Source organism: Gemmatimonadaceae bacterium (assembly GCA_019637355.1).
Lineage (GTDB): Bacteria > Gemmatimonadota > Gemmatimonadetes > Gemmatimonadales > Gemmatimonadaceae > Pseudogemmatithrix.
Genome location: JAHBVT010000001.1, coordinates 2,528,628 through 2,551,991, shown reverse-complemented (window position 1 = coordinate 2,551,991; position 23,364 = coordinate 2,528,628). Strand labels below are relative to the sequence as shown.

17 protein-coding genes are annotated in these 23,364 nt (G+C 66.0%); 8 read left to right on the top strand and 9 right to left on the bottom strand.

Features of this window, described 5'->3' with window-relative positions; all coding sequences use genetic code 11:
* Positions 1–1,524: 1,524 nt before the first annotated feature.
* From KF689_11660 to KF689_11640, 5 genes are all read right to left on the bottom strand, one after another.
* Positions 1,525–1,953, bottom strand: coding sequence for a hypothetical protein (locus tag KF689_11660; protein ID MBX3134025.1), 429 nt, complete (start codon positions 1,951–1,953; stop codon positions 1,525–1,527).
* Between the two features lie 158 nt (positions 1,954–2,111).
* Entirely contained in the window at positions 2,112–2,417 is a 306-nt protein-coding gene (locus tag KF689_11655; GenBank protein ID MBX3134024.1) for a hypothetical protein, read from the bottom strand.
* Positions 2,418–2,783: 366 nt separating this feature from the next.
* Positions 2,784–3,554, bottom strand: a complete 771-nt coding sequence (locus KF689_11650; protein MBX3134023.1) for a hypothetical protein — start codon at positions 3,552–3,554, stop codon at positions 2,784–2,786.
* 161 nt (positions 3,555–3,715) lie between these two features.
* A complete protein-coding gene (locus tag KF689_11645; protein MBX3134022.1) occupies positions 3,716–4,771 on the bottom strand; it encodes a hypothetical protein in 1,056 nt (351 codons plus the stop codon).
* A 156-nt stretch (positions 4,772–4,927) separates the two neighbouring features.
* Positions 4,928–5,677, bottom strand: coding sequence for a hypothetical protein (locus tag KF689_11640; protein ID MBX3134021.1), 750 nt, complete (start codon positions 5,675–5,677; stop codon positions 4,928–4,930).
* A gap of 181 nt (positions 5,678–5,858) precedes the next feature.
* Here KF689_11640 and KF689_11635 point away from each other — a divergent pair, with 181 nt between their 5' ends.
* The 3 genes from KF689_11635 to KF689_11625 all read left to right on the top strand — a co-directional run bounded on the left by KF689_11635 (position 5,859) and on the right by KF689_11625 (position 10,273).
* On the top strand, positions 5,859–6,896 hold the full coding sequence (locus tag KF689_11635) for an IS110 family transposase (protein ID MBX3134020.1): 1,038 nt from the start codon (positions 5,859–5,861) through the stop codon (positions 6,894–6,896).
* An 854-nt stretch (positions 6,897–7,750) separates the two neighbouring features.
* The gene (locus KF689_11630; GenBank protein ID MBX3134019.1) at positions 7,751–9,676 is read left to right on the top strand and encodes a C39 family peptidase; all 1,926 of its coding nucleotides are present in this window, start codon (positions 7,751–7,753) and stop codon (positions 9,674–9,676) included.
* A gap of 36 nt (positions 9,677–9,712) precedes the next feature.
* The gene (locus KF689_11625; GenBank protein MBX3134018.1) at positions 9,713–10,273 is read left to right on the top strand and encodes an NUDIX hydrolase; all 561 of its coding nucleotides are present in this window, start codon (positions 9,713–9,715) and stop codon (positions 10,271–10,273) included.
* Positions 10,274–10,583: 310 nt separating this feature from the next.
* Here KF689_11625 and KF689_11620 read toward each other — a convergent pair whose 3' ends face one another.
* From KF689_11620 to KF689_11605, 4 genes are all read right to left on the bottom strand, one after another.
* Positions 10,584–11,744, bottom strand: coding sequence for an IS30 family transposase (locus KF689_11620; GenBank protein ID MBX3134017.1), 1,161 nt, complete (start codon positions 11,742–11,744; stop codon positions 10,584–10,586).
* A gap of 1,322 nt (positions 11,745–13,066) precedes the next feature.
* Positions 13,067–13,582, bottom strand: a complete 516-nt coding sequence (locus tag KF689_11615; protein ID MBX3134016.1) for a hypothetical protein — start codon at positions 13,580–13,582, stop codon at positions 13,067–13,069.
* 448 nt (positions 13,583–14,030) lie between these two features.
* Positions 14,031–14,636, bottom strand: a complete 606-nt coding sequence (locus KF689_11610) for a cation transporter (GenBank protein ID MBX3134015.1) — start codon at positions 14,634–14,636, stop codon at positions 14,031–14,033.
* Between the two features lie 335 nt (positions 14,637–14,971).
* Entirely contained in the window at positions 14,972–16,465 is a 1,494-nt protein-coding gene (locus tag KF689_11605; protein MBX3134014.1) for an aminopeptidase P N-terminal domain-containing protein, read from the bottom strand.
* Positions 16,466–16,624: 159 nt separating this feature from the next.
* Here KF689_11605 and KF689_11600 point away from each other — a divergent pair, with 159 nt between their 5' ends.
* From KF689_11600 to KF689_11580, 5 genes are all read left to right on the top strand, one after another.
* On the top strand, positions 16,625–19,399 hold the full coding sequence (locus KF689_11600; GenBank protein ID MBX3134013.1) for a peptidase: 2,775 nt from the start codon (positions 16,625–16,627) through the stop codon (positions 19,397–19,399).
* Positions 19,400–19,543: 144 nt separating this feature from the next.
* A complete protein-coding gene (locus KF689_11595) occupies positions 19,544–20,737 on the top strand; it encodes a hypothetical protein (GenBank protein ID MBX3134012.1) in 1,194 nt (397 codons plus the stop codon).
* A gap of 18 nt (positions 20,738–20,755) precedes the next feature.
* The gene (locus KF689_11590; GenBank protein MBX3134011.1) at positions 20,756–21,145 is read left to right on the top strand and encodes a hypothetical protein; all 390 of its coding nucleotides are present in this window, start codon (positions 20,756–20,758) and stop codon (positions 21,143–21,145) included.
* Positions 21,135–22,592 (top strand): hypothetical protein, encoded by a 1,458-nt coding sequence (locus KF689_11585; protein MBX3134010.1) that lies wholly within the window; start codon positions 21,135–21,137, stop codon positions 22,590–22,592. The genes KF689_11590 and KF689_11585 overlap by 11 nt, the downstream gene beginning before the upstream one ends.
* Positions 22,593–22,698: 106 nt before the next feature.
* A complete protein-coding gene (locus KF689_11580; GenBank protein ID MBX3134009.1) occupies positions 22,699–23,358 on the top strand; it encodes a hypothetical protein in 660 nt (219 codons plus the stop codon).
* The last annotated feature ends 6 nt before the right edge of the window (positions 23,359–23,364 follow it).

Here is a 23,364-nt window from a genome sequence, read left to right as displayed (position 1 = left end):
AGCGCGGTGTCGAACGGGTCGGCCGACGAGATCTGTTGGGGCCCGCCGATGGCGGGCACGCAGCGCGAGTTCGAACGCCTCAGCCGTCGTGGCTGGGGGTCAGCGCCGCGGGAGACTCAGCCGATGGGCGGTCGGAGCTGCGGTTGGGCGTCCCAACTCGCGGGAATACGCTTTCGCAACGCAATCGGCGATTCGTGCTCTGCGGAGGCACAGCCGTTCAACGCTTCGTCCTTATGGAACCAACCGCTGTGCACGTGCGCGTGATGGCACGTGTGCCGGTCGTGTCCCGCGTCATCAGGCGCACGCTCGCCCGGATGATCGTCCGCGTGGTTCATCGAGCCGCCCTCGCGATCTCCGTGCGCAACGTGCGTCGCGTTGTGTCGCGCAGCACCCTCGATTCGCGTCAGCTCCTCGTGCGTCGCGTCGCCGTCGTGGACGTCCGCAAGCATAGATTCGGTCGTGAGGAGACCGAAGGAAAGGGTGATCACGAGCGCAGAAAGGCCGCGCAAACTACGGAGACGAAAATGATGCATCGAACCGTAAGCTACGTTACCCGAGGCCGTGGCGCTAGCCCTGCCCAGTGAGCCGTCGATGGCAGAACGCGCGACGGTCGAGCAAGAGTGGCAATCGTGTGATGGTCCGTGAGTCGCCCGCCACGGACTTTGCGTAGTCGCGTATGATTCGTTCGAAACGCGAACTGCGAGCGGTGCTCGGTCGGCATAACGTGTGCTTCTGCTGTGAACGCTTCAATAAGATGCAGTTGTGGGGCGGCCGCTAGGCCGTCCCATGCCCTACAGAGCGGCCGCCCCACAACTGCGTACCGCCGCCGCGTTCATCAGCAGCAAGCTTCGTTATGCCGCTCGTTCCAGTGCGCTAAGGGGATGCCTGTCGCGGCGAGAGGCGATACTTCTCACGCAGAGACTGTGCAACGAGGCTGGCGTCATAAGAAAACCCTTCAGGACGCTCACGGAGCCCGCGTAGGGTCAGAGTAACGCGGTGCTTCTCGGACGTAGTTGTCTGCCCGCCGTAGGTGGTCGAGGAACCTTGCACAGTGTTGCCGACAACGGTTGCGGTTGTCGAAGTGGTAGTCGGGGTCGTGTAGGAGCTCCGGTTGACTGCCGCTCCCTCCTGAACGATGACGAAGTAGTTGAATCCGTTCTCTAGGGAGACTTCGGCAGCTCGGAGAAGTGCGTATTCAGCGGCGGTGCTGGCGGACAAGTATGCGTTGCCGTTGAATGTCACCCTGAACGCATCGTCCGCCACCCGAAACTCCGAGTAACCGCCAGCAAAGCCCTGCGGCTGATACTTCGTTGCACAGCCGAGGCTCGAAATGAGGCACGCTAGTAGTATGAACCGAGAGTACATGGAGTCCTCACAGATCTGTCGGTGTCGGCATAACGTGTGCTTCTGCTGTGAACGCTTCAATAAGAGGCAGTTGTGGGGCGGCCGCTAGGCCGTCCCATGCCCCACAGGGCGGCCGCCCCACAACTGCATCCTTACCGCGTTCATCAGCAGCAAGCGGCGTTATACCGCGCCTGTGCTGGGCGCGCCAAGCGCGGCGCGGGCCCAGCGCTCGAGCGCGGCGGGATAAGTGTCGGGCGCGAAGGAACCGAGGTCGGCGATCGTGACCGCGAAGGACGTCGGGCCGTGCGCGCGGGCACTCGGGAGGGGTGCCGCGGGTCGCGGGTGCGCCCGGAACTCGGCGATCACGCGCGCCAGCGGCTCGCCCGCGACGACGACGCGCTCGATGAGCGCTCGCGACTGCGCGACCGAGGCGGCGGGGAAGCGCCGCGGATGCTGGAGCGCCAAGGCGGCGAAGGCGAGGCCGTGGCGGCTGCCCCACGGCTCCTGTCGCGAGTGGTCGAGGGCGAGGAGCTGGTCGAAGCGCGCCTGGCACGAGTCCTCGGGCTCCGGGTACTCGGCTCCGCATTCGTCGCAGCGCGTCGGGGTCATCGGAAGCTCCTGAAGAACGCGCGCGTCGGTATAACGTGTGCTTCTGCTGCAGCCGCTCCAATAAGAAGGGTTGGGCGGGGCGTCCGCAACCATCCTAGGCTATCACGGACGCCCCGCCCAACCCAATCCGCACCTGCGGCTGTCGGCAGCAAGCGTCGTTATGCGGTGGCGCGCCGGGCCATTTCGCGCTCCAGCAACTCGCCGACACGCGTCTCGAGCGCACCGATGTCGGCCTCCGCCCGTCCGCGTCCGATGAAGAAGATGCCGACCAACACGAGAGCCACAGTCGCCAAGAAGCCTAGCGCGATGCCGACGGCGAGTGGGCCGCGCCCCCACGCGCGGACAAGTTGGTAGCCGGGGACCGCGAGGAAGGCGCCGACCAGAATGCGGGTGAACCAGGACTGCGACGCCGCGAGCCGGCGTCGGAAGCGGATGATGCTCCCCCCTTCGGGCGCCTGTGACACTTCGCCACAGAGTGCGAGGTGCGATAACGCGTGGCGAGTGCTGAGGATGTAGACCCAGATGTCTCGCGGTGACGACCGCACGACGACGCGCGACTCGGTCGGACGCCTTGGGTCAACGCTGAATCCGGCGAGCTCGTCTGCGAGCGACTGTGCGAGCCGCGCGGCAGCCTCGGGCGGCGCAAGATCCGATGTGAGACTAAGAGTCGGCACGATAATGGCTCACATCCGCATAACGTGTGCTTCTGCTGCAAGCGCTCCCATAAAACGCGGTTGTGGGGCCGCTGAAGTCCTTCCGAAAAATGGAGCAGCGGCCCCACAACCGCTACCGCACCCGCGCTTGTCGGCAGCAAGCTTCGTTATAGCGCCCTACACGATCTCTTTCAGGCGACGTTCTGGGATGTTGAGTTCCGCGGCGATAAGTGACCGCTTCATCCCCTGCTTCAGCAATGCGACCGCTCTGGGCTTAAGTTCCGCATTCTGCGCTGGCTTGAGTTCGTAGATCCAGATCCGCGACGCCTCGGTTGTCACAGCTGAGACATCGTACCTGTCAATCCTGTCGCCGAGGATTGCTGCGGCCACTTGCTGCTGCATTGGCTGCGGCGAATCCTGGAAGACCTTGTCCTCCGCCACTTGGCGAGCAAGGCGCTTGAGCTCCGCAGGGTCGAGAGGTTCTCTCGCGGAGATCATGCTGCGCGAGCCGAAAAGCGCGGACTCCTGCTCATCTTCGTCGTTGGGCTGATGCAGGTCGAGCGCCGCGTACCAGTCCGCGGTCAGGTTCAAGACTACTTGGCTCAACGTCGAGCGGTTGAGCAGATGGATGTACAACGCTCCGACATGTCCTACGTGCGCACGTGCTGCACGAACTGCAGAGGCTGCGAACGCATCATCGGGGTCCGCAGACTCGTTGGCAACCTCCAAGTCCTCCGCCGAGAACACGGTCGAGTCGGATAGGAAGAGCCATTGAGGCTCAGACGCAAAGTCAGCCACCAACGACAGAAGCGCTGCCTCACTGTCAGCCGTGATCCACAGCGCATTGTCGACGGTAGGTATCGCAGCCGCAAATGACCGACCCTTCTCCGCTAGGATGCTTGCAACTCGATCAAGCACGATTGCCAGTTCGTCGGTCCCGCGTGCCATACGTGGATCTCCCGGTGGTCGCTATAACGTGTGCTTCTGCTGCGAGCGCTCCAATAAGATGCGGTTGTGGGGCCTCGCCAAACCTTACAAAAGATGAAGGCGAGGCCCCACAACCGCCACCGCACCTGCGCTCGTCGGCAGCAAGCGTCGTTATATCGCGGCTATCGGACGAGGACCGCTGGGAGCCGCGCTCGATACACCTCGGAGGTGTTCGCGGACGACAGATAGATGACTCCGGTGGCGAGGTCTGGTGCGATGCGCCAGACATCTGACGCGCCGGAGAACGTGAGGTCGGCGACGAGCCGGCCCGAGGTATCCAGGACGACGGCGCGCGCATCGCGCATCGGCGGGTTGCGCAGCAGGGCCCAGACGTACGGACCGTGGACGCGGAGGTCGGCGAAGTACAGCAGCTGCTGGAAGCGCCGCGGATCCTTCTCCGTACGGTTGCGTTCCCGGTAGTCGAGCAAGATCGGTGTGGCGATGCTGTCCGGCAGCCGAAACGATGCGACGGTGTCCCCCGCCGGACGGAGCGCGATGATCTCGGGGAACGCATTGAAGGCGAGCCAATAGACCGAGTCTTCGGTCGCGGCGGCAAGGACGTCGTTCGCGTAGTAGTCCGGAACCTGCAGCTGTTCGGCCAGTGCCCGGAACGCGACGACATCGAAGGTGCGCGTGAAGGGTGCGCGGAGCTGGCCGATGCGGTGGACGAGCTCGCCGCCCACATCGAGGACCCGCAGCAAGGTGGCGTCGGCACCCGCGGTCGGCAGGAGGATGCCGCCATCTGGTGCAAAGGCAAAGCGGCCGAGGCCGAAGCCGACAGGAGCGCGCTGTGAGGGGAGGTGCGTCCCGTCGGTCCGGTAGCGTTCGATGCGCTGGTTGCCGGCGTTAAGGGTCAGCAGCGTGTCGCCGAGGCGATGCAAGCCCAGGGGCGTGCTGAGCTCGCCGGGACCGGCGCCCGGCCCGCCGATGCGAGTGATACCGGCATCCGTCGCGGACGACACTCGCACGATGGACGCGGGTGCGTACTCGAGGACCGCCAGCTCGCCGGGCGCCAGCACGACCATATCGGCCGGGCGCGTGAACACTGCCGCGTCCGCGCTCCACGGCGTGTCGACGGCGATGGTGAAGTGTGTCGCGCGAGCGGTCGCAGGCTCCGACGCGTCGCGAGCGCACCCTGATGCCATCACGACGGCCAGCGCGAGCACGCAGATCCTCATCACTCTCTCCGAATGCGCACCGTCGATATAACGTATGCTTCTGCTGCAGCCGCTCCAATAAGAAGGGTTGGGCGGGGCGTCCGCAACCAAGCCTAGGCCATCACGGACGCCCCGCCCAACCCAATCCTTACCTGCGGCTGTCGGCAGCAAGCGTCGTTATCGGGCCGCCCACCGATATTGTGCCTTGCCAACGAAAACAGGAATGATCGCGTCCGATCCTGGAACTCGGACGGGAAAGGGCCCGGCGAGTCCCCCTGCCTTCGGTGGGCGCGCACCCAGCGTACGCACGAACTGTGAGAGGGCCTCCCCATTCGCTTTGATCTTGTCAGGATCCGCCGACTGCGTCACAAACTCTTGGATACAGAGCACTGCGAGTTTGCACTCCTGCTTCTCGGCCTCGATTGCGGTGCCTACTAGAGCCGTCAGCAGTTGGTAGCGCAGATCACTCCACGGCTTGTCAGTCGCGAGAGCGCTCGGACCGAACGCCGCGTCAAGGAGAGAGTCAATGCGCTTCCACGCCTTCGACTTCTCGGATCTCTTTGACTTCCGCCAGTAGCTGCCGATCAGGTCGCCGAGCGGCTCGTCGACCTTTCCCTCAACGGCAAGCAACAGTCGGTACCGGCCGGCGGTCCCAACCGCAACCAAGTCGTGATTGCGCCCCTCGCCGGGGAACGGAAGCTTGGTCACAAGCTCGGGCCATCCCTTCACGAACTCCGCATCGCGAGTGTCGGGGTGCGAGTCGAGGAGCTCGCGAACCTCGGCCGGGAGCACGGGCTGCGGAGCAGTGAACCAAGAGCGTGCAAGCTCCATCGCGCTGCGACCCGCCTTCCATTGATAGTCTTCCTTGGGCCGCGTCCATTTGCGCCAGTCTGTAATCTCGTGCCCATCCTTGTCGTAGAGGCGCATGCTTTACACGGATGTTGGGATGGTCCCGATAACGTTTGCTTCTGCTGCAAGCGCTTCCATAGTTGGTATGAAGCGGCGGCTGGACCTCCGCCCATCCACGGGTGCAAGGTTCTGCCCCATACCATCTACCGTGCTCACCGTCTCGCGACGGGGCACACTGCGGAGGCCAGCCGCCATGGATATGATAGGCATCGATCTCCACAAGCGCGAGAGCCAGCTCTGCATCCTCGACGGGCAGGGCGGCGTCACCGAACGACGCATCGTCACGAGCCGTGACCGCTTCACCGCGGTGCTGGGCGCGCGTCCGCCCGCGCGGATCCTCGTCGAGGCGTCGACCGAGAGCGAGTGGGTCGCGTGTCACCTGGAGGCGCTGGGCCACGAGGTGGTCGTCGCCGACCCGAACTTCGCGCCGATGTACGCCACGCGCAGCCGGCGGGTGAAGACGGACAAGCGCGATGCGCGGACCCTGGCTGACGCGCTCCGGCTCGGCGCCTATCGTCCGGCGCACCGCGTCTCGGCGGCGCGGCGGCATGTGCGCGCCGAGTTGGCGGTGCGCGAGGCCTTGGTCCGCACACGCACGCGATGCATCGCGCTCGCCAAGGCCCTCGTGCGCCGCGACGGCCTGCGCGTGCCGAACAGCACGGCCGCGTGGTTTGTCGAACGACTCACCGCGCTCCCGCTCTCGCCGGTGCTGGCGGCCGAGCTGGCGCCCTTGATCGCGGTGCTCGCCCCGCTGAACGTGCAGATCGCGGCCGCCGACGCGCGCATCGCGGCGCTCGGGCGGACGGACCCGATCGTCGCGCTGCTGCAGACGGCCCCCGCCGTCGGGCCGGTGACGTCCAGCGGCATCGTCGCGATCGCGGATGACATCGGCCGGTTCCCGTCGGCGCACCAGTTCGAGGCCTTCCTCGGGTTGGTGCCCGGGGAGCGGAGCTCGGGCGAGAAGCGGCGACTCGGCCACATCACGAAGGCGGGCAACCGGCGCGCGCGCTATCTCCTGGTCGAGGCGGCGTGGCGCATCCTCCGCTCCAAGTCAAGCGACACCGCGGTGTTGCGGGCGTGGGCGCAGCGCATCCTGCATCGCCGCGGCACGAAGATCGCGGCGGTCGCGCTGGCGCGGCGGCTCGCGGGCATCCTCTATGCGATGTGGCGGGACCAGCGGGCGTACGACGCGGGCCACCTGCGGACGCCGCAGCCCGTGCCGGCGTCCGCCGCATGATCGCTGGGTAAGGGCAGGACCTGCGTGGGATCGAGATGACTGAATCGGGAGTGGTGAGCGCGACGCATTTTATGGCCGCAGGTGAGAGCCGCCCCATAGTTGGCGCCACCATTCCTTCGCAGACCCCAATGCGCCGAGGCCTCGGGCCTCACGAGCGAGCGCGAACAGAAGGATGAGCAGCACCTCGAGCAGCGCAGGCACAACGGAGAACTGCAACAGCGTCAACGCACCTGGGGCTTGACGCGGGCCGCCGCTTCACAGAAAAATGCGGTTGTGGGGCCGCCGCAGTCCTTCCATAAAAGTGGAGCGGTGGCCCCACAACCGCTACACTAGCCGCGCTTGTCGGCAGCAAGCGTCGTTATACGGCGCACACGAGGTATGCCCAGCACCTCCGCGAGGCTGGTGGCGTCGCCCACCGCGACAGTACCCGAACACTGGCAGATTGCCGTTCGGATAGCCGCCACGTAGACCAGGCCGATTGTGCGGTTCTCCGGGAAGTCCGCCCGCTCCCGGCTTCTAGGCTTAGTCGGCAACGGCGACTTGCCACAACAATGACCCCGCACCAGAATTGCACCTCACAGGAGGTACTCATGCATCAGACGCCCTATTCGCTTCGACGCACCACCTTGGTTGCTACGTGTGCCCTGATGGCAGCGTGCGCTGACGCTCCGCCAGCACCAGTCGAGTATTTGGATGACCTAGGTATCGTCGACTGCCGATCCGGATGTGAGTTGGTTGCGTCTCCGGCACCTCTTGCCGGCGCCATCCCCAAGCCAGATTCCGCCGGAAGGCTTCTTCGCCTCGCGCAAGTGCGATTGGTTGGGAAGCCCGGGCAACTCATTCGCCTTCAGGTCGTGTCTGACGACAGCGTGCTCTCAGCTGCAGGCCGGGACGCATTCTTGCGAGTTGTAGCGGAAGGAAGCGTTGAGAGAATCAGGCTGAGCCAGTTGACCCTCGTGCCTGTAGTACATGAGTTGACAGGGTACGACGAGGTTCTCAGCATTTGGCTCGAATCCAATGTTGAGCGTGCTATCGGTGGACGCTTCGAGCTGCGAATGCACACTAGGGCGAAGATTTCGTCCCTGGTCGCCCCGTGGTCGACAGCAACAACGATGCGTGCCAACAGTGAAGATGATGCGTCCGGTTGCAGGCTGATTACAGAAGCCGGTACCTGTGGCAACACACAGTGGACTATCAGCCCCTTCGCGCCCGGCGATCCATTCGGTGACTTTCAGAGTCAGGAAGGCACGGGAATCTCGGAAGAAATCACGATTTCCTTTTCCGACACAGTCTCAACAGCCACGGTGACTGTTGAAGATCCATCGTTGGCTGGCAACCAAGTCGTCGCCTATCTCGGAGAAGTGGAAGTCTCTCGTCAAGACTTTGCCTTCTCTGGTCAGGGAGGAGTGAATCTGCCCGATACGAAGACCGTGGCCGGCCCGTTCGACCGAATCGTCTTGGTGCCGGCACCCCTCGACTACGTGGCGTACTCAGTGTCCATCGGGACTCCGCCCGCCGAAGATCGATGCGAGGCCACTGTGACTCCATACACGCAGGGCAATCCGCTTTGGGGAAGCCTCACGTACGACAACACAAATTCAACAATTGCGCGGAAAGGGTGCGCCCTTACGTCTCTAGCGATGGCATTGACGGCAGCGGGCTACGCAGTGCAGCCTGACTCCTTGAACACCTTCATGATAGCGAACGAAGGCTATAGCGGTTCAGCAGTGTACTGGCAGTCAACAGTCCCGTCCTTCTCTGGCGGCAGTTTGCGATGGGTCAGTTTGGGACAAACCAATCCGCGAACGCAGCTTGCAGCGTCCGTCTGCGCTGGCTACCCAGTTGTCGTGCGAGTGCCATCGCTCGCAACAAGTGGCGGGTTTCACTTCGTCGTGGTCACGGGGGCTCCTCGGAATGCAACAGAAACCACATCGCTCAGCGAGTTCACAATCGCTGATCCTGCACCGAGCCTAAGCGACGGTACTCTCGAACCCTACGGGTCGTTTCAGCTGCGCGGCTACGCTGTTTCGAGCGCACCACCAACTTCCACTTTGGCTTCGCCAGCCATCGTCGCGTCTGCGCAGCCGCGATTAATTCTCACTGTGGTTGGAGGGACGCTGAGAGTAACGGATCCCCAGGGTCGTTCAATTGGCCAGACCACGCGAGGTGGCGCCATTACTAACGAAATCCCGGGCGGCTTGGTTGATGACGATGAAGCTCCAGCATCGCAAGGTAACGAGTTCGAAGTCGCGGAGGCGCAAGTGTCCGTGATTTCGATTCCCGAGCCGATTGGCGGGACCTATCGCCTAGTATTCACAGCAACCTCCAGTTTGGCGACCGCTTCGGTTCGAGCGGCAATCGAGCAAGCAGATGGCTCCTTCCTTAACAGCGCATCCTCGCTGTCTGCTGTCGCGGGCACGGCTTACAGTTTTGAAGTGCCGTTCGATCCTTCTTCAGGAAGCGCTCCTGCTGTAGCTCCGTCGACTCTCGCTCCTTGGTCTGCGAACACCTACTACGCGGCAGGCGCTCGAGTCTCGTTTAACAACAAGGACTACCAAGCGCGGCAAGCACACACTTCTCTCGCAAATTGGCAACCGCCCAATGTGTACGCCCTGTGGGCACGAATCAACGCCGGAGAAATGTGGGCGCCTCAGGTAATCTATCCGACGGGGGCGGAGGTGCTCTACCTTGGAATCCGCTATCGTGCAATTCAAGGGCATCAGTCTCTGCCGGGGTGGATTCCTCCGGCTGTTCCAGCGCTATGGACCGTGGTGAACTAGTGTTGACCCCCGACCCCACTTGATTGGAGTTCAACGATGCGTATCGTCGCTCCCTTTGTTCTGCTCGCAGGATCGCTCCTCGTCGGATGCCGCGAGGATGGCAAAGCCACAACAGTGGCTCACGAAGCGCATGCTGATGTACCGCGCGCGGCAGACGACGCACTCTCCGCCCAACCTGCCTCGCCCGCTAGCACGGACATCCGCCAACTAGTTCTGACCGCAGTTGGTGGGGTGTTGCTCGTCACGGATGCGCAGGGCCGACGAATAGGACAACGCGCACCTGGTGATGCGACACTGATCGAGATTCCGGGTGGGATCATCGATGGAGACGAGGCTCCGGAGGCAGATGAGGACGAGGCGCAGGTGTTTGTCATCACCATACCCGCGGCTGACAGCGGAACATACAACATTGCACTGACGGCAACATCGACAAGATCTGATGCCGCGGTCCGTGCTGGAAGTGAGCAAGCAAACGGAACGTTCTTGACTTCGACTCAGGTGATTTCCGTGGCTTCCGGCCGTGTCTACCACTTCAGCGTTGCTTTCGACCCTAGAACCAAAGCCGCGCCAGTTATCGCAGGGAAGCAGTCGCCCTGATTCGCATTGGGCGCCGCGCGCTTGATGTGATCGCGGTTAATGCCAAAAACCCAGAATGACCGAGTGGAGTTCTAGCGCCAGATCACCTAAGGCTCATGCGACTGTTTGCAAGAGGTGCCTCCGTGCGAGTCGGTAGCGTCTATGAGGTCATTGAGTCGGCCAGCGCTGGCGCGGAGAGAGACAAAAGAAAGTTGGTATGAGGAGCACTGAGCGCGCTTAGGATGTGCGCGCTCAGGTTCCCTACTCAAGCCGCGGAGCGGGGTGTCGGAAGCCGCTCGAGGCGCACTTGGATTCCTAAGGACCGATGAATTCAAGCAATCAATGCAACAGCGGCGTCGAAGACGGCCGCGGGGGTTTGGAACTGGAGCGTCTTGCGCGGGCGTCCGTTGAGCTGGTCGGCGACGCGATTCAAGTCGCGCTGCGTAACGTTGGCGAGGCTCGCGCCGGTGCGGAAGTATTGGCGGAGGAGGCCGTTCGTGTTCTCGTTGCTGCCGCGCTGCCACGGACTCGAGGGATCACAGAAGTAGACTTGCACGCCGGTCGCGATGGTGAAGCGCTTGTGGTGGGCGAGCTCGGTGCCGCGGTCCCACGTGAGCGAGCGCGTCACGTGCGTCGGGAGTCGGCGAATCTGGCGGATGAGTGCGGGCACGACGCTCGCCGGTTCCTTGCTCGCGACCTTGATGAGGATGGTGAAGCGCGACGTGCGTTCGACGAGCGTCGCGATATGCGTGTTCCCGCCGCCCGCGAGCAAGTCACCTTCCCAGTGGCCCGGCACGGCCCGGTCCTCCACCTCCGCGGGGCGCGCGCTGATCGGGATCGCATCGACGATGCGGCCGCGCCCTTGGCCTTTGCGCGTGGACGCGCGCGCGCGCCGTGCCACGCGTCGCGTGCGCAGGTGCTTCATCAGCTCCTTCTTCAAGACCCCGCGCGCTTGGACATACAGCGAGCGATAGATCGTCTCGTGCGACACGTGGAGTTCCGGCGTAGCAGGGTACGTCGTGCGCAACCATCCGCTGATCTGCTCGGGGGACCAGTTGCGCTTCAGCTTCGCTGCAATGAGATACCGGAGCCGCGGGCGTGACGCCAGTCGGCACGCCTTCGGCCGACGCGCGGATTGCCATGCGACGTCGTCGGCCCGCACGGCGCGATACGCGGTGCGCCCGCCGTGTCGCGCCACTTCACGACTGATGGTCGAGGCGGCGCGGCCGAGCGTGCGACCGATCGCGCGATAGGAGTGCCCCGCGGCCAGTGCGCGCGAGATGAGTTCGCGCTCCTCGAGCGAGAGGGCCAACGCGGATCGCGCACGCAAGCGCGGCGCGATGCCGCCCTGCAGGCGAATCACGCCGTGGAGCGCGCCGGGATCCTTCGCGAGGTCGCGGGCAATCTCGCGGACCGAGTCACCGGCACGGTAGCGCGCCCACAATTCTGCGCGCTGCTGCCAGGTGTAGCCGTGTGGGCTAGGGATGAACATCGCAACTACCTCCAAGGAGAGTACTAATGAAGGTGTTGCATCGACCCTTTGAATCCAGTCCGTATAACGTGAGCTTCTGCTGCAGCTGCTTCAATAAGATGCAGTTGTGGGGCGGCCGCTAGGCCGTCCCATGCCCTACAGGGTGGCCGCCCCACAACTGCTTCCCTAGCCGCAGCTGTCGGCAGCAAGCGTCGTTATCGCGCGCGTCGTCGGCGCGCGCGGCGGAGCGCACAAACCGCGCGGGATGCGTAAGCCATGCCCGTCGAGCGGCCTGGGTCGTCCGCCAGGCTCCGTCCGCAGGTCGCGGCATCTGGCGGGACACTCACACGCAGAACCATTCGGCGCGGACCCCCAAAGCACTGGCGACGAACTTGCGGATCACGACGCACTTCCCGCGACGCGAATGCTGCGGATCGCCTGTCCCCCGGCACAAGTCGCGATAACGTGAGCTTCTGCTGCAGCTGCTTCAATAAGATGCAGTTGTGGGGCGGCCGCTAGGCCGTCCCATGCCCTACAGGGTGGCCGCCCCACAACTGCTTCCCTAGCCGCAGCTGTCGGCAGCAAGCGTCGTTATCGCGCGCGTCGTCGGCGCGCGCGGCGGAGCGCACAAACCGCGCGGGATGCGTAAGCCATGCCCGTCGAGCGGCCTGGGTCATCCGCCAGGCTCCGTCCGCAGGTCGCGGCATCTGGCGGGACACTCACACGCAGAACCATTCGGCGCGGACCCCCAAAGCACTGGCGACGAACTTGCGGATCACGACGCACTTCCCGCGACGCGAATGCAGCGGATCGCCTGTCCCCCGGCACGAGTCGCGATAACGTGAGCTTCTGCTGCAGCTGCTTCAATAAGATGCAGTTGTGGGGCGGCCGCTAGGCCGTCCCATGCCCTACAGGGTGGCCGCCCCACAACTGCTTCCCTAGCCGCAGCTGTCGGCAGCAAGCGTCGTTATCGCGCGCGTCGTCGGCGCGCGCGGCGGAGCGCACAAACCGCGCGGGATGCGTAAGCCATGCCCGTCGAGCGGCCTGGGTCGTCCGCCAGGCTCCGTCCGCAGGTCGCGGCATCTGGCGGGACACACGCGCGCGGAACCGTTCGGCGTGGACCCCCAAAGCACTGGCGACGAACTTGCGGATCACGACGCACTTCCCGCGACGCGCATGCAGCGGATCGCCTGTCCCCCGGCACAAGTCGCGATAACGTGTGCTTCTGCTGCAGCTGCTCCAATAAGACGCAGTTGTGGGGCGGCCGCTAGGCCGTCCCATGCCCTACAGGGCGGCCGCCCCACAACTGCTTCCGCACCCGCAGCTGTCGGCAGCAAGCGTCGTTATGGCGCAGGAGCCGTCTGGGCGCACTCATCGAGGACGGCAATGACGGTGTCGAGCACGGCGAGCACGTCCCAGAACTCCTCATCGTCGAGCGCGTACGCCTCCTCCGCGTCCAATTCATCGGGATCGGGCGGGAGGAGGCCATCGATTACCGCCTCGAACAGGAGGGGCTGGGGCGAGCCGCCGTACATTTGCTGCAGCGGCGCCCCCGCATCGGTCAGCGCCTCCGCGTCCGCGATGCGTGCGCGACACCGTTGCCAGTGCGCCATGATCTGCTCATCCGTCGCCTTGCGGATGACGGGGAAGTGCTCGCGGTAGATCTCGTAGCACGCGACCATGCAGTCTCGCGCCAGCTCCTGTGCGTCATCGCTGAGCTGATACGTGAACCCCAACACGAAGCCCGTCAGCTCATCCTGGAACGGGCCGGAGCGCGCCTCAAGCTTCGCCCACTCCTTCGGCGAACTCTCCATGACGCGATTCCATGTCTTGGCTACCTGCGCTGGAGTGAACTTCATCTATTCGTCAGGTAGTCGCCATAACGTGTGCTTCTGCTGTGGACGCTCCAATAAGAGGCCTGGGCCCTGCGGCCGCTAGGCCGCTTCGGCCCAGGCCATCCCTAGCTGCGGCCATCGGCAGCAAGCGGCGTTATGCGGAGCCTTTCGGCTGCGCCGCGATTCGGCGCCGTGCGACGACGCGGACCGCAGTCGCAGCGGGCGCGCACTGCGCTATGAGCACGCACGACAGCCAAACCAAAGAAGTTCGTTGGACCCGCGCCCCTGCGCCTGATCTGCGGCAGGGCGCGGCGGAAGCTGCCTGCCCGCTGGAGCTTCCGCATAACGTGGGCTTCTGCTGTGAACGCTTCAATAGAAAGCAGTGGTGGGGCGGCCGCTAGGCCGTCCCATGCTCCACAAGGCGGCCGCCCCACCACTGCATCCGCACCGCGTTCATCAGCAGCAAGCGTCGTTATCCGGGTCGCACGAGCGCGTCGGGACCGGCGGCGATCTCGGCCGCGCGCACGCGCCGTCCAATGCGGACAGCCCCGCGCAGGACGAGGCCGCAGACGACGAAGCCGATGACGAGATCTGGCACAGCGGAGTCGAGTTGCGCTACGAGCACGCCCGCTAGCAGCACTCCAAGGTTGGCTTGCACGTCGGTCGCGGAGAAGATCCAGGCGGCCTGCAGATGCACCTCCCCGTGCCGATGGCGGCGGAGGAGCGCGAGACAGGCAACGTTGACGGCGAGTGCGACGAGCGAGATGCCGATCATCGCCGGCGGTTCGGGTGCGCTGCCCATGATGGCCCGGCGCCCGAGCTCAAGCATCGCGAGGATGGCGAGCCCCAGCTGCACCCGACCGGCGAAGCGCGCGGCACTCAGCTTCTGGGATTCCGCGGCGCCGATGGCGAGCAGGGCGAGCAGATAGACGGCGGCGTCGGCGCCCATATCGAGGCCGTCGGCGATCAGCCCCATGGACTCGGCGCGCCAGCCGCTGACGACCTCCACCACGAACATCGCGCCGTTGAGCGCGAGCAAGAGGCCGAGCGCGCGCCGCCCGAGATCTTCGTTACTCACTGATGTATCTCACTCCGGATAACGTGGATTATACGAAAAACGAACACAGAGTCCCCTGACTATTCCGCCGACTATCCTTGCAGGGAACTCACACTATCCCAAACCTCACTTCACGCTAACCCCCTGCGCAAGCACGACTTCTGCCACACACCTAGGCTATAGCGGGTCCGGCTATGTTACGGAATTATGCTGCAGGCAACTCGCACTAATCCATCCACATCGCGCGACCTCGTCAGCCGAGAAAAAGGGCGCGGACCATCAGGCCGCGCCCCTTCCTGCTTCCAGCCGAATCGACACACAAGCCGCCAATCGACGCCTGGCGCCCCTCGCGACGGCTACGGCGCCCCCCGATACCGCTGCACCCGCGCCGCTGCCTCCGCATCCCGCGGCGTCCGCGGAGCCTGCATCAGCCGCTCGATCTCGTCGGCCTCCCGCGGCACGATGGCCGACGGCCGCTCAACCCCCTGCGCAGTCACGAGATAGTCATCTTCGATGCGCACACCGATGCCACCATATCGCTGCAACGCGGGCGCGATGCGCGCGAGGTACGCGCGGTTGTCAGGCGTGCGGGGGAGGATCTCGGGCAGCACGCTGCGCACATACACGCCAGGCTCGATGGTGAACGCGCTGCCGACCTGGATGACACCGGTCTCGTAGTACTGGTCAGGATCGTGCACGTCGAGGCCGATGCCGTGGCCGAGTCCGTGCATATAGAAGAGGCTGAGCTGAGGGCAGCGGCGCGGACGGGCCTCACTGCCGCAGTCGTAGGTGGCAGTAGGTGAATCGATGAGGCCGAGGCGGCTGAGGCCGCGGGCGAGCGCGTCGTTGGCAGCCGCAGTCATCGCCTGCGCACGCGCACCTGGCGCGACGATGGACTCGGCGGCCTTTTGCGCGGCGAGCACGACATCGTAGATCTCGCGCTGCGCGGCGGTGAACCGGCCGCTGACGGGTATGGTGCGGGTGATGTCGGCGGCGTAGCCATCGAAGTTGGTGGCCATATCCATCACGATGACGTCGCCGGCCTGCGCGATGCGGCTGTTGGCGTTGTAATGGAGCACGGTGGAGTTGGGCCCGCTGCCGACGATGGGCAGGTAGCCAGGCAAGTCGCCGGACTCGCGACGCCACACGGCAGCGGCGGCGGCCTCGAGCTCCCACTCGCCGACGCCGGGCTGGGCGAGCGCGATGGCGGCGAGATGCCCGCGCGCGCTGATCTCGGCGGCGATACGCAGACGCTCGAACTCAGCAGCGCTCTTCTTCCCGCGCAGGGACGCGACGGCGCCGGTGCCGTCGGTGATGCGCCGCGTGGGATGCGCGGCGCGCAGGGCGTTGGCGAACTGCTCGTGCGGAGAGAGGGAAGTGGGGCCACCGCTAAAGTCGCCGACGATCCAGAGCTGCGAGTCGCTGCGCAGCACGGAGTCGAGCACGCTCCTGAGCTCGGCGACGTTGCGGCCCTGCATCCCGGTCCGCGGGCGCACGCCCTCCACGCCGAGCCGGATGCCGCTCCACACCTCCTGCGCGGGATCGCGCGGGGTCACGAAGAGGGTGGCGCGCAGGCTGCCATCGACACGCGCGAGCAGCAGCGCGGCGTCGGGTTCGGCGAAGCCGGTCAGATATAGAAAGGGCCGCGACTGCGACCAGGGCAGGTAATCGTGCGCGGCCTCTGGCGCGCCGAGCACGAGGATGGCGCCGTCGTTGAGGCGCTCGAGCAGGGCCTCGCGGCGCTCGGCGTACTCGCGCTGGGCAATCTGCGCCCCCAAGGGGAGGGCGAGGAACAGTGCGAAAAAGGCAGTGACGAGGCGGCGCGGCATTCCGGAGTGGGTTCGGGACACCAGCAATCTGTATACCCCAGCCGCAAACTGCCCAGTACCAACAGCTCCCAGCGTCCCGACCGTCCCGGAGGGCCGGGAGGTTGCCCACGCTCCCCAACGCCGGCCGCCGTAGCCGCGTAGCTTAGGGCTGACCTTCACTCCCACCTGGAGTCGTACGCGATGTCCCTGCGCTTCCTGCGCCACGCGCTGACGCTTTCCGCGCTCGCCGCCCTCCCGCTCGCCGCCCAGCAGCCGCGGCTGACCTCACCGGAGCAGTTCTTCGGCCACCAGATCGGCGCCGATTACGTGCTGCCGAACTACAGCAAGTTCCACGAATACTGGATCCGCCTCGCCAACGAGTCGGACCGGATGATCCTCGACACGATCGGCACGACGGCCGAGGGCCGACCGCAGATTATGGCGATCGTCTCGAGCCCGGAGAACCTCCGCAACCGCGAGCGCTACCGGCAGATCGCGGAGCGCTTGGCCCGCGCCGAGGGCGTGAGCGAGGCGGAGGCCCGCCGCCTGGCGCGCGAGGGCAAGGGCATCGTCTGGATTGACGGCGGCCTGCACGCCACGGAAGTGCTCGGCGCGCAGCAACTGATCGAGACCAACTGGCAGTTGGTCAGCGGCACGGACGAGGAGACGCTGCGCTTCCTCAACGACCTGATCATCGTGATGGTGCACGCCAATCCGGACGGGATGGAACTCGTCAGCGATTGGTATATGCGCAACCCGGACCAGCGCCGTCGCAGCACGGGCGGCGTGCCGCGGCTCTACCAGAAGTACATCGGCCACGACAACAACCGCGACTTCTACCTCGCGGCGATGCCGGAGTCCGAGAATATGAACCGCGTGCTGTACACGGAGTGGTATCCGCAGGTGATGTACAACCACCACCAGACGGGCCCGGCGGGCACGGTGATGTTCGCGCCGCCGTTCCGCGACCCGATGAACTTCAACATCCACCCGCTGATCCGCACCGGCCTCGACGTGGTCGGCGGCGCGATGCACCACCGCTTCGTGCAGGAAGAAAAGGGCGGCGTGGTGATGCGACTCGGCGCCGGCTACTCCACCTGGTGGAACGGCGGCCTGCGCACGACGGTGTACTTCCATAATATGATCGGCCTGCTCACGGAGACGATCGGCAACCCGACGCCGATCGAGATCCCGTTCATCGCCAACCGGCAGATCAGCAGCGCCGACCAGCCGCTGCCGGTGAACCCGGGTCCGTGGAAGTTCCGCCAGTCGGTGGAATACTCGGTGACGGCGAACAAGGCGGTGCTGGACGTGGTCTCGCGCAACCGCGAGATCTTCCTGTACAACATCTGGAAGATGGGCAACGACCGCATCGCCCAGGGCAACAGCGACAGCTGGACGATCTGGCCGAAGCGCAACGCGGCGGCACAGGCGCGCATCGAGGAAGAGAACCGCGCGCGCCGCGCCCAGCAGCAGGCGGACAACCCGATGGCCTTCCTCGGCGGCTTCGGCAACGCGGCGATGCAGCGCACCGGTGCCGCGGCGCAGGAGATGATGGCGTCGATGAAGACGCGGGAGAACCGCGACCCGCGCGCCTACATCCTGCCGAGCAACCAGCGGGACTTCCCGACGGCAGTGCGCTTCCTCGTCGCGCTGCAGAAGGCGGGCGTGGACGTGCATCGCGCGACGGCGGCGTTCTCGCACGGCGGCAAGCAGTACCCCGCCGGCTCGTATGTGGTGAAGGTGGGCCAGGCCTTCGGCGCCCACGTGCTGGATATGTTCGAGCCGCAGGATCACCCGAATGACTTCCGCGTGCCGGGTGGCCCGCCGACGCCGCCCTACGACAACGCCGGCTGGACGCTGGCGATGCAGATGGGCGTGCAGTACGACCGCGTGCTCGACGCGCTCGACGGACCGTTCGAGAAGATCGCGCCGACCAACCGCCTGCGTCCCGCGCCCGGCACGGTGGCCGGCGGCAATACCTGGGCGCTCTCGGCGGCCCACAACGACGCGTTCATCGTCGTGAACCGCCTGCTCAAGGCCAACGCGCAGGTGCTGCGCCGCGGCGACGGCACCTGGATCATCCCGGCGACGGGCACGAGCCGTCCGATCGTGCAGCGCGCGGCGCAGGAACTCGGCCTCTCGTTCGCGGCGGGCAACGCCAGCGGCGCGACGGCCGTGCGTCCGATGCGCATCGGCCTCTGGGACCGTTACGGCGGCTCGATGCCGAGCGGCTGGACGCGCTGGCTGCTGGAGCAGTACGAGTTCCCGTTCACGGTGGTGTTCCCGCAGGAACTCGACGCGGGCAACCTGAACAGCAAGTACGACGCGCTGGTCTTCGTGGACGGTGCGATCCCGGCGCTTCGCGCCGGCGGTGGCGGTGGGGGCGGCGGCTTCGGCGGCGGCGGCGCGATGGACACGGCCAGCATCCCGGCCGAGTATCGCCGCTGGCTGGGCAGCGTGACCGCCGAGCGCACGATCCCGCAGATCAAGCGCTTCGCCGAGAACGGCGGAATGGTGATCACGATCGGCAGCTCGACGAACCTGGCGCAGCATCTGGGTCTGCCGCTGAGCAACCATCTCGTGGAGCGGATGCCCACGGGCGAGGAGCAGGGGCTGGGCAGAGAGAAGTTCTACGTGCCGGGCTCGCTGCTCGAAGTAGCGGTGGACACGACCACGGCCGCGGGCCGCGGGATGACGCCGCGCGCGATTGTGATGTTCGACAACTCGCCGGTGTTCCGCCTCGCGCCGTACGCGCTGCAGAAGGGAATCACGCCGATTATGTGGTTCGACACGCCGAACTCGCTGCGCAGCGGCTGGGCGTGGGGGGAGACGTATCTCGAGGGTGGTGTGGCCGCCGCTGATGCCCGCGTGGGGCGTGGCACGGTGCGACTCATTGGGCCGGAGGCGCTGTTTAGGGCGCAGCCGGCGGGGACGTTTAAGCTCGTGTTCAATGGGTTGATTGGTTCTCGATAGCAGGACGGAAGACTGAAGACGGAAGGGGGCGTGGCCGCTTGCGGCTGCGCCTCCTTCTGCTTGCGCAGGGCGGATGTCTTGCTGCGTGCTGCGCCGAGGTGCAGGATTGCGGGTATGCGATCGGCCCTTTCTTTGATTTGTTGCGTGGGGATTGCGCTGGTTGCCGTGGCCTGCGGTTCGTCGGACGACAGTATGCGTGGTGATGGGACGCCGGGATCGGCGATTCCAGGATCCGCGCTCCGGGTCGGGACCGGTGCGATCGAGGCGGTGAAGCTGTTCGCGATCGGCGAGCTTGAGGGGCCGCCTGAGTATGCCTTCGGTCGCGTGTACAGTATCGTCGCGGTGCCGGATGGCGGCTTCTACACCTGTGATCTCTTCGATCACACGATTCGCCGCTATGACTCAACGGGCGTGTTCGTGCGCACGGTCGGTCGCACGGGTGCCGGGCCAGGGGAGTACGAAGGGTGCTACGACATCGCCATCGATGTGGATGGCGGGATTGTCGTCAACGATCCGCCGAACGGTCGCCTAGTGCGCTTCACAGCCGCTGACGAACCGAGCGACGTGATCCGCGTGAACGTGTACGGCGGTCTCGGCGGCCCCGGCACGTTCTATGTGGACCGACGCGGTCGCTACTGGCGCAAGGCCTGGATCCCGACACCGGACGCGATGGAGTACGACCTTCCTGCGCAGATGGTGATCATCGATCGGCGCGGACGCCGCGTCGATTCGGTCCAAGTGCCGGCGCCGGGAATGAGTGGTGGGCGCGGCTTCGGGCTCGGTACGAACGACGGGACGTACTCGGCCATCCCATCTGATTCGATGTATGCGATCGGCCTCGACGGCGCGATCGTGACGGCAAGCCCGCGGCGCTACCACCTGAAGGTCGTGCGAGGTGATCGCACGCTGGAGTTCACGCGCGACGATGCTGCGGTGCGCTACGCCGACCGAGAGCGGGCGGAATGGCAGGCGTGGCGCGAGTATCTGGGGAACCGCAATCCGCAGCAACAGTTGGCGCCGATTCCCGAGCTAAAGCCGTTCCTGCGCAGCTTGCGGATGGACGAGCTCGATCGGCTCTGGGTACAGGTCCACGTCGTCGCCGAGCCGCGCGACATTCCGCCGCGATCGGCTGGTGATGCGCGTCCGCTGCTCACTTGGCGCGAGCGGAACACCTACGACCTCTTCGATAGCAGCAGCGGCGGGTACATCGGCCGTGTGGCGTTCCCGTATGCGACGCAGCTGGTGGCCACGAGGGGCGACCGCGCCTGGCTGATCGAAGAAGGGCCGTCGGGCGAGCAGCGTATCGGCGTCTACGAGTTGCGCCCAGCGGCGCGGTAGGCCGCTAGCTTTCGGGCGATGCGAAGCTCGATTTCGATCGCCCTGCTGACAGTCGGTGCCGTCGCCGTGGCGATGGCATACGCGTTGAGCTTCGGTGCCGGCTCGCCGGCCGCGCCGTGGTTGCTGGCCGCTGGCGCCACGCTCGTGCTCACCGGGCTCGGCTTGCTCGGCGCCGGGCCGCGGGCGCCGCGGCTCGCGGCGGCAGTGCTCGTGGCCTGCGCGTGCACCTTCGCGGGCTTCGCCGTCGGGTTGCTGCACGAACCGCCGGCGAGCGGCGGACCGGTGCTGTTCGGCCTGCCGCGCAGCACGGCGCTGCTCCTGCTGTTCACCGGTCTGGTGCCACTCGTGCTGCTGCCGGTGGCGTACGCGTTGTGCTTCGACCGCGACGTGCTGGACGATGCCGACTGACCTGGCAGCGCGGCCAATGATCGTGGCGGTGGGCCTCGCGTATTTCGCGGCCTGCGCGCTCATCGGCTGGTGGGCCGCGCGGCGCACGCGCACGGCGGAGGACTTCTTCGTCGCCGGCCGCGGCATCGGCCTGCTGCCCTTCGCGCTGGCGGCGATGGCATCCACACTCTCGGGATTCGCGTTCATCGGCGGGCCGGGCCTCGTCTACTCCATTGGACTCACGGCGCTGTTCATCGTGCTGCCGGCGGCGCTCACCAACACCTTCGGCGCGCTGGTGCTCGGCAAGCGGATGCGGGTGCTCGGCGAACGCCACCGGCTCGTGACGGTGCCCGACGCGATTCGCCTGCGCTATGACTCGCCTGCGGCGCAGGGCCTGAGCGCGCTGGCCATCGTCATCGGCGTGATCGGTTACCTCGCCACGAACCTGCTCGCGCTCGGTCTCGTGGTGGACGCGCTGTTCGGCGTCGGGCTCGGGCCCGGCATCTGGATCGGCGCGGCGATCACGCTGGCCTACTCTGCGAGCGGCGGCATCCTCGCCGGCATCTGGGTGGACGTGTTCCAGGGCGGCCTGATGGCCGTGGCGAGCAGCGTGGTGTTCATCTTCGCGCTCGATTCCGGAAACGGACTCGCCGCCATCACGCGCGCGATCGAGTCGGTGGACCCTACGTTCCTCGGTCCCTGGGGCACGCGCGGCGCGATGGTCGCGCTGTCGTTCTTCTTCGTGTTCGCGGTGGGATCGCTCGGGCAGCCGCACATCGCGCACAAGTACTATATGCTCAGGGACCTGCGGCGGCTGCGCTGGTACCCGGCACTGATGACCGTGGCGATGCTGCTGGCGCAGTTGCTCTTCGTCGGGGTCGGCATCGCGGTGAAGGCGCTCGTGGTGAACAGCGAGCTGCCGGCGCTCGCGCGCGCCGACGACGCGACGCCCAGCTTCCTGCTCGGGTACGTTCCCTCCGTGGTGGCCGCGCTGGTCTTCGCCGGCGTCGCCGCGGCCATTATGAGCACCGTGAACTCGTTCCTGAGCATCGGCGCGGCCGCCATCACGCACGACATTCCGCGCGCGCTGGGGCGCGAGCGGCGCGACGAGACCTGGTTGCGCCGAGGACGGGTGTGGACGGTGGCGCTGAGCGTCGCCGGAGCCACGATGGCCCAGCTGAGCGGGACGCTGGTGGCGTTCCTCGGGATCTTCGGGTACGGGCTCTTCGCCTGCACGTTGGTGCCGGCGCTGGCCATCGGCCTCACGTGGGAGGGCGCAACGCGCGAGGGCGCGATCGCGTCGCTCGTGCTGGGACTCGCGGCGACGCTGGCGCTGGAGACGGCTGCCTGGCTCAAGTGGATGACGCTGCCGACGGGCGTGACGGTGACGGGGCTCACGCTTGTGGCATCGCTGCTGACCTTCATCTTCGTTAGCCTCGGCACGGCCCGCAGAGGCGCCGCCGAGTAGCCAGCGGCCAGTGATGTCGGGTCTGGAGGGCAAGTCGCGCACTTCCTGATGGCGGGCGCCGGACGGTCCGGGCTGCGTCGCCGACCACTCGCATCAGGAGGTTCAGATGATTCGTTCCACCCGTCGCGCGCTTGCCGTGGCGACCTTCGGCCTCGCCGCCGTCATTGCCGCAGTGGCGGTGCAGTCGACGCCAGAGGCCAGCGCGGCGTCCGTGCAGCCCGAGTTCCAGGACACCTGGCTCCAGAACCTGAACGGCAAGCACCGTCAGCTCTTCGATTCCCCGCAGCCCGGCGGCGGCATCCCGCTGGTGCACATTATGAACTACCTGAACACCTACCAGCGCGCGTACAACGTGACCGACGCGCAGCTGAACACGGTGGGCACGTTCTACGGCGCCACGACCTTCCACGGCCTGCGCGACGAGATGTGGACCAAGTACCGCATCGCCGAATTCCTGCAGGGCATCGGCGTGGAGCCGGGCACCGGCGGAAGCGCCAATCCGTGGCGGACCTCGCCGCAGATCCTCGGGATGACGATTCCCGCCGCGAGCATCGAGGCGCTGCAGCAGCGCGGCACGCGCTTCATCGTCTGCAACAACGCGCTCGGCATCTTCGCGTCGTTGCTCGCCAACGCCCGCGGCCTCGATGCCGAGGTGGTCACGGCCGATCTCAAGGCCAACGTCCTGCCTGGCGTCGAGATTGTCCCGGCGATGGTCATCGCCATCGGTCAGGCGCAGCAGGCCGGGCTCGCGTACCACCGACAGTAGGTTGAC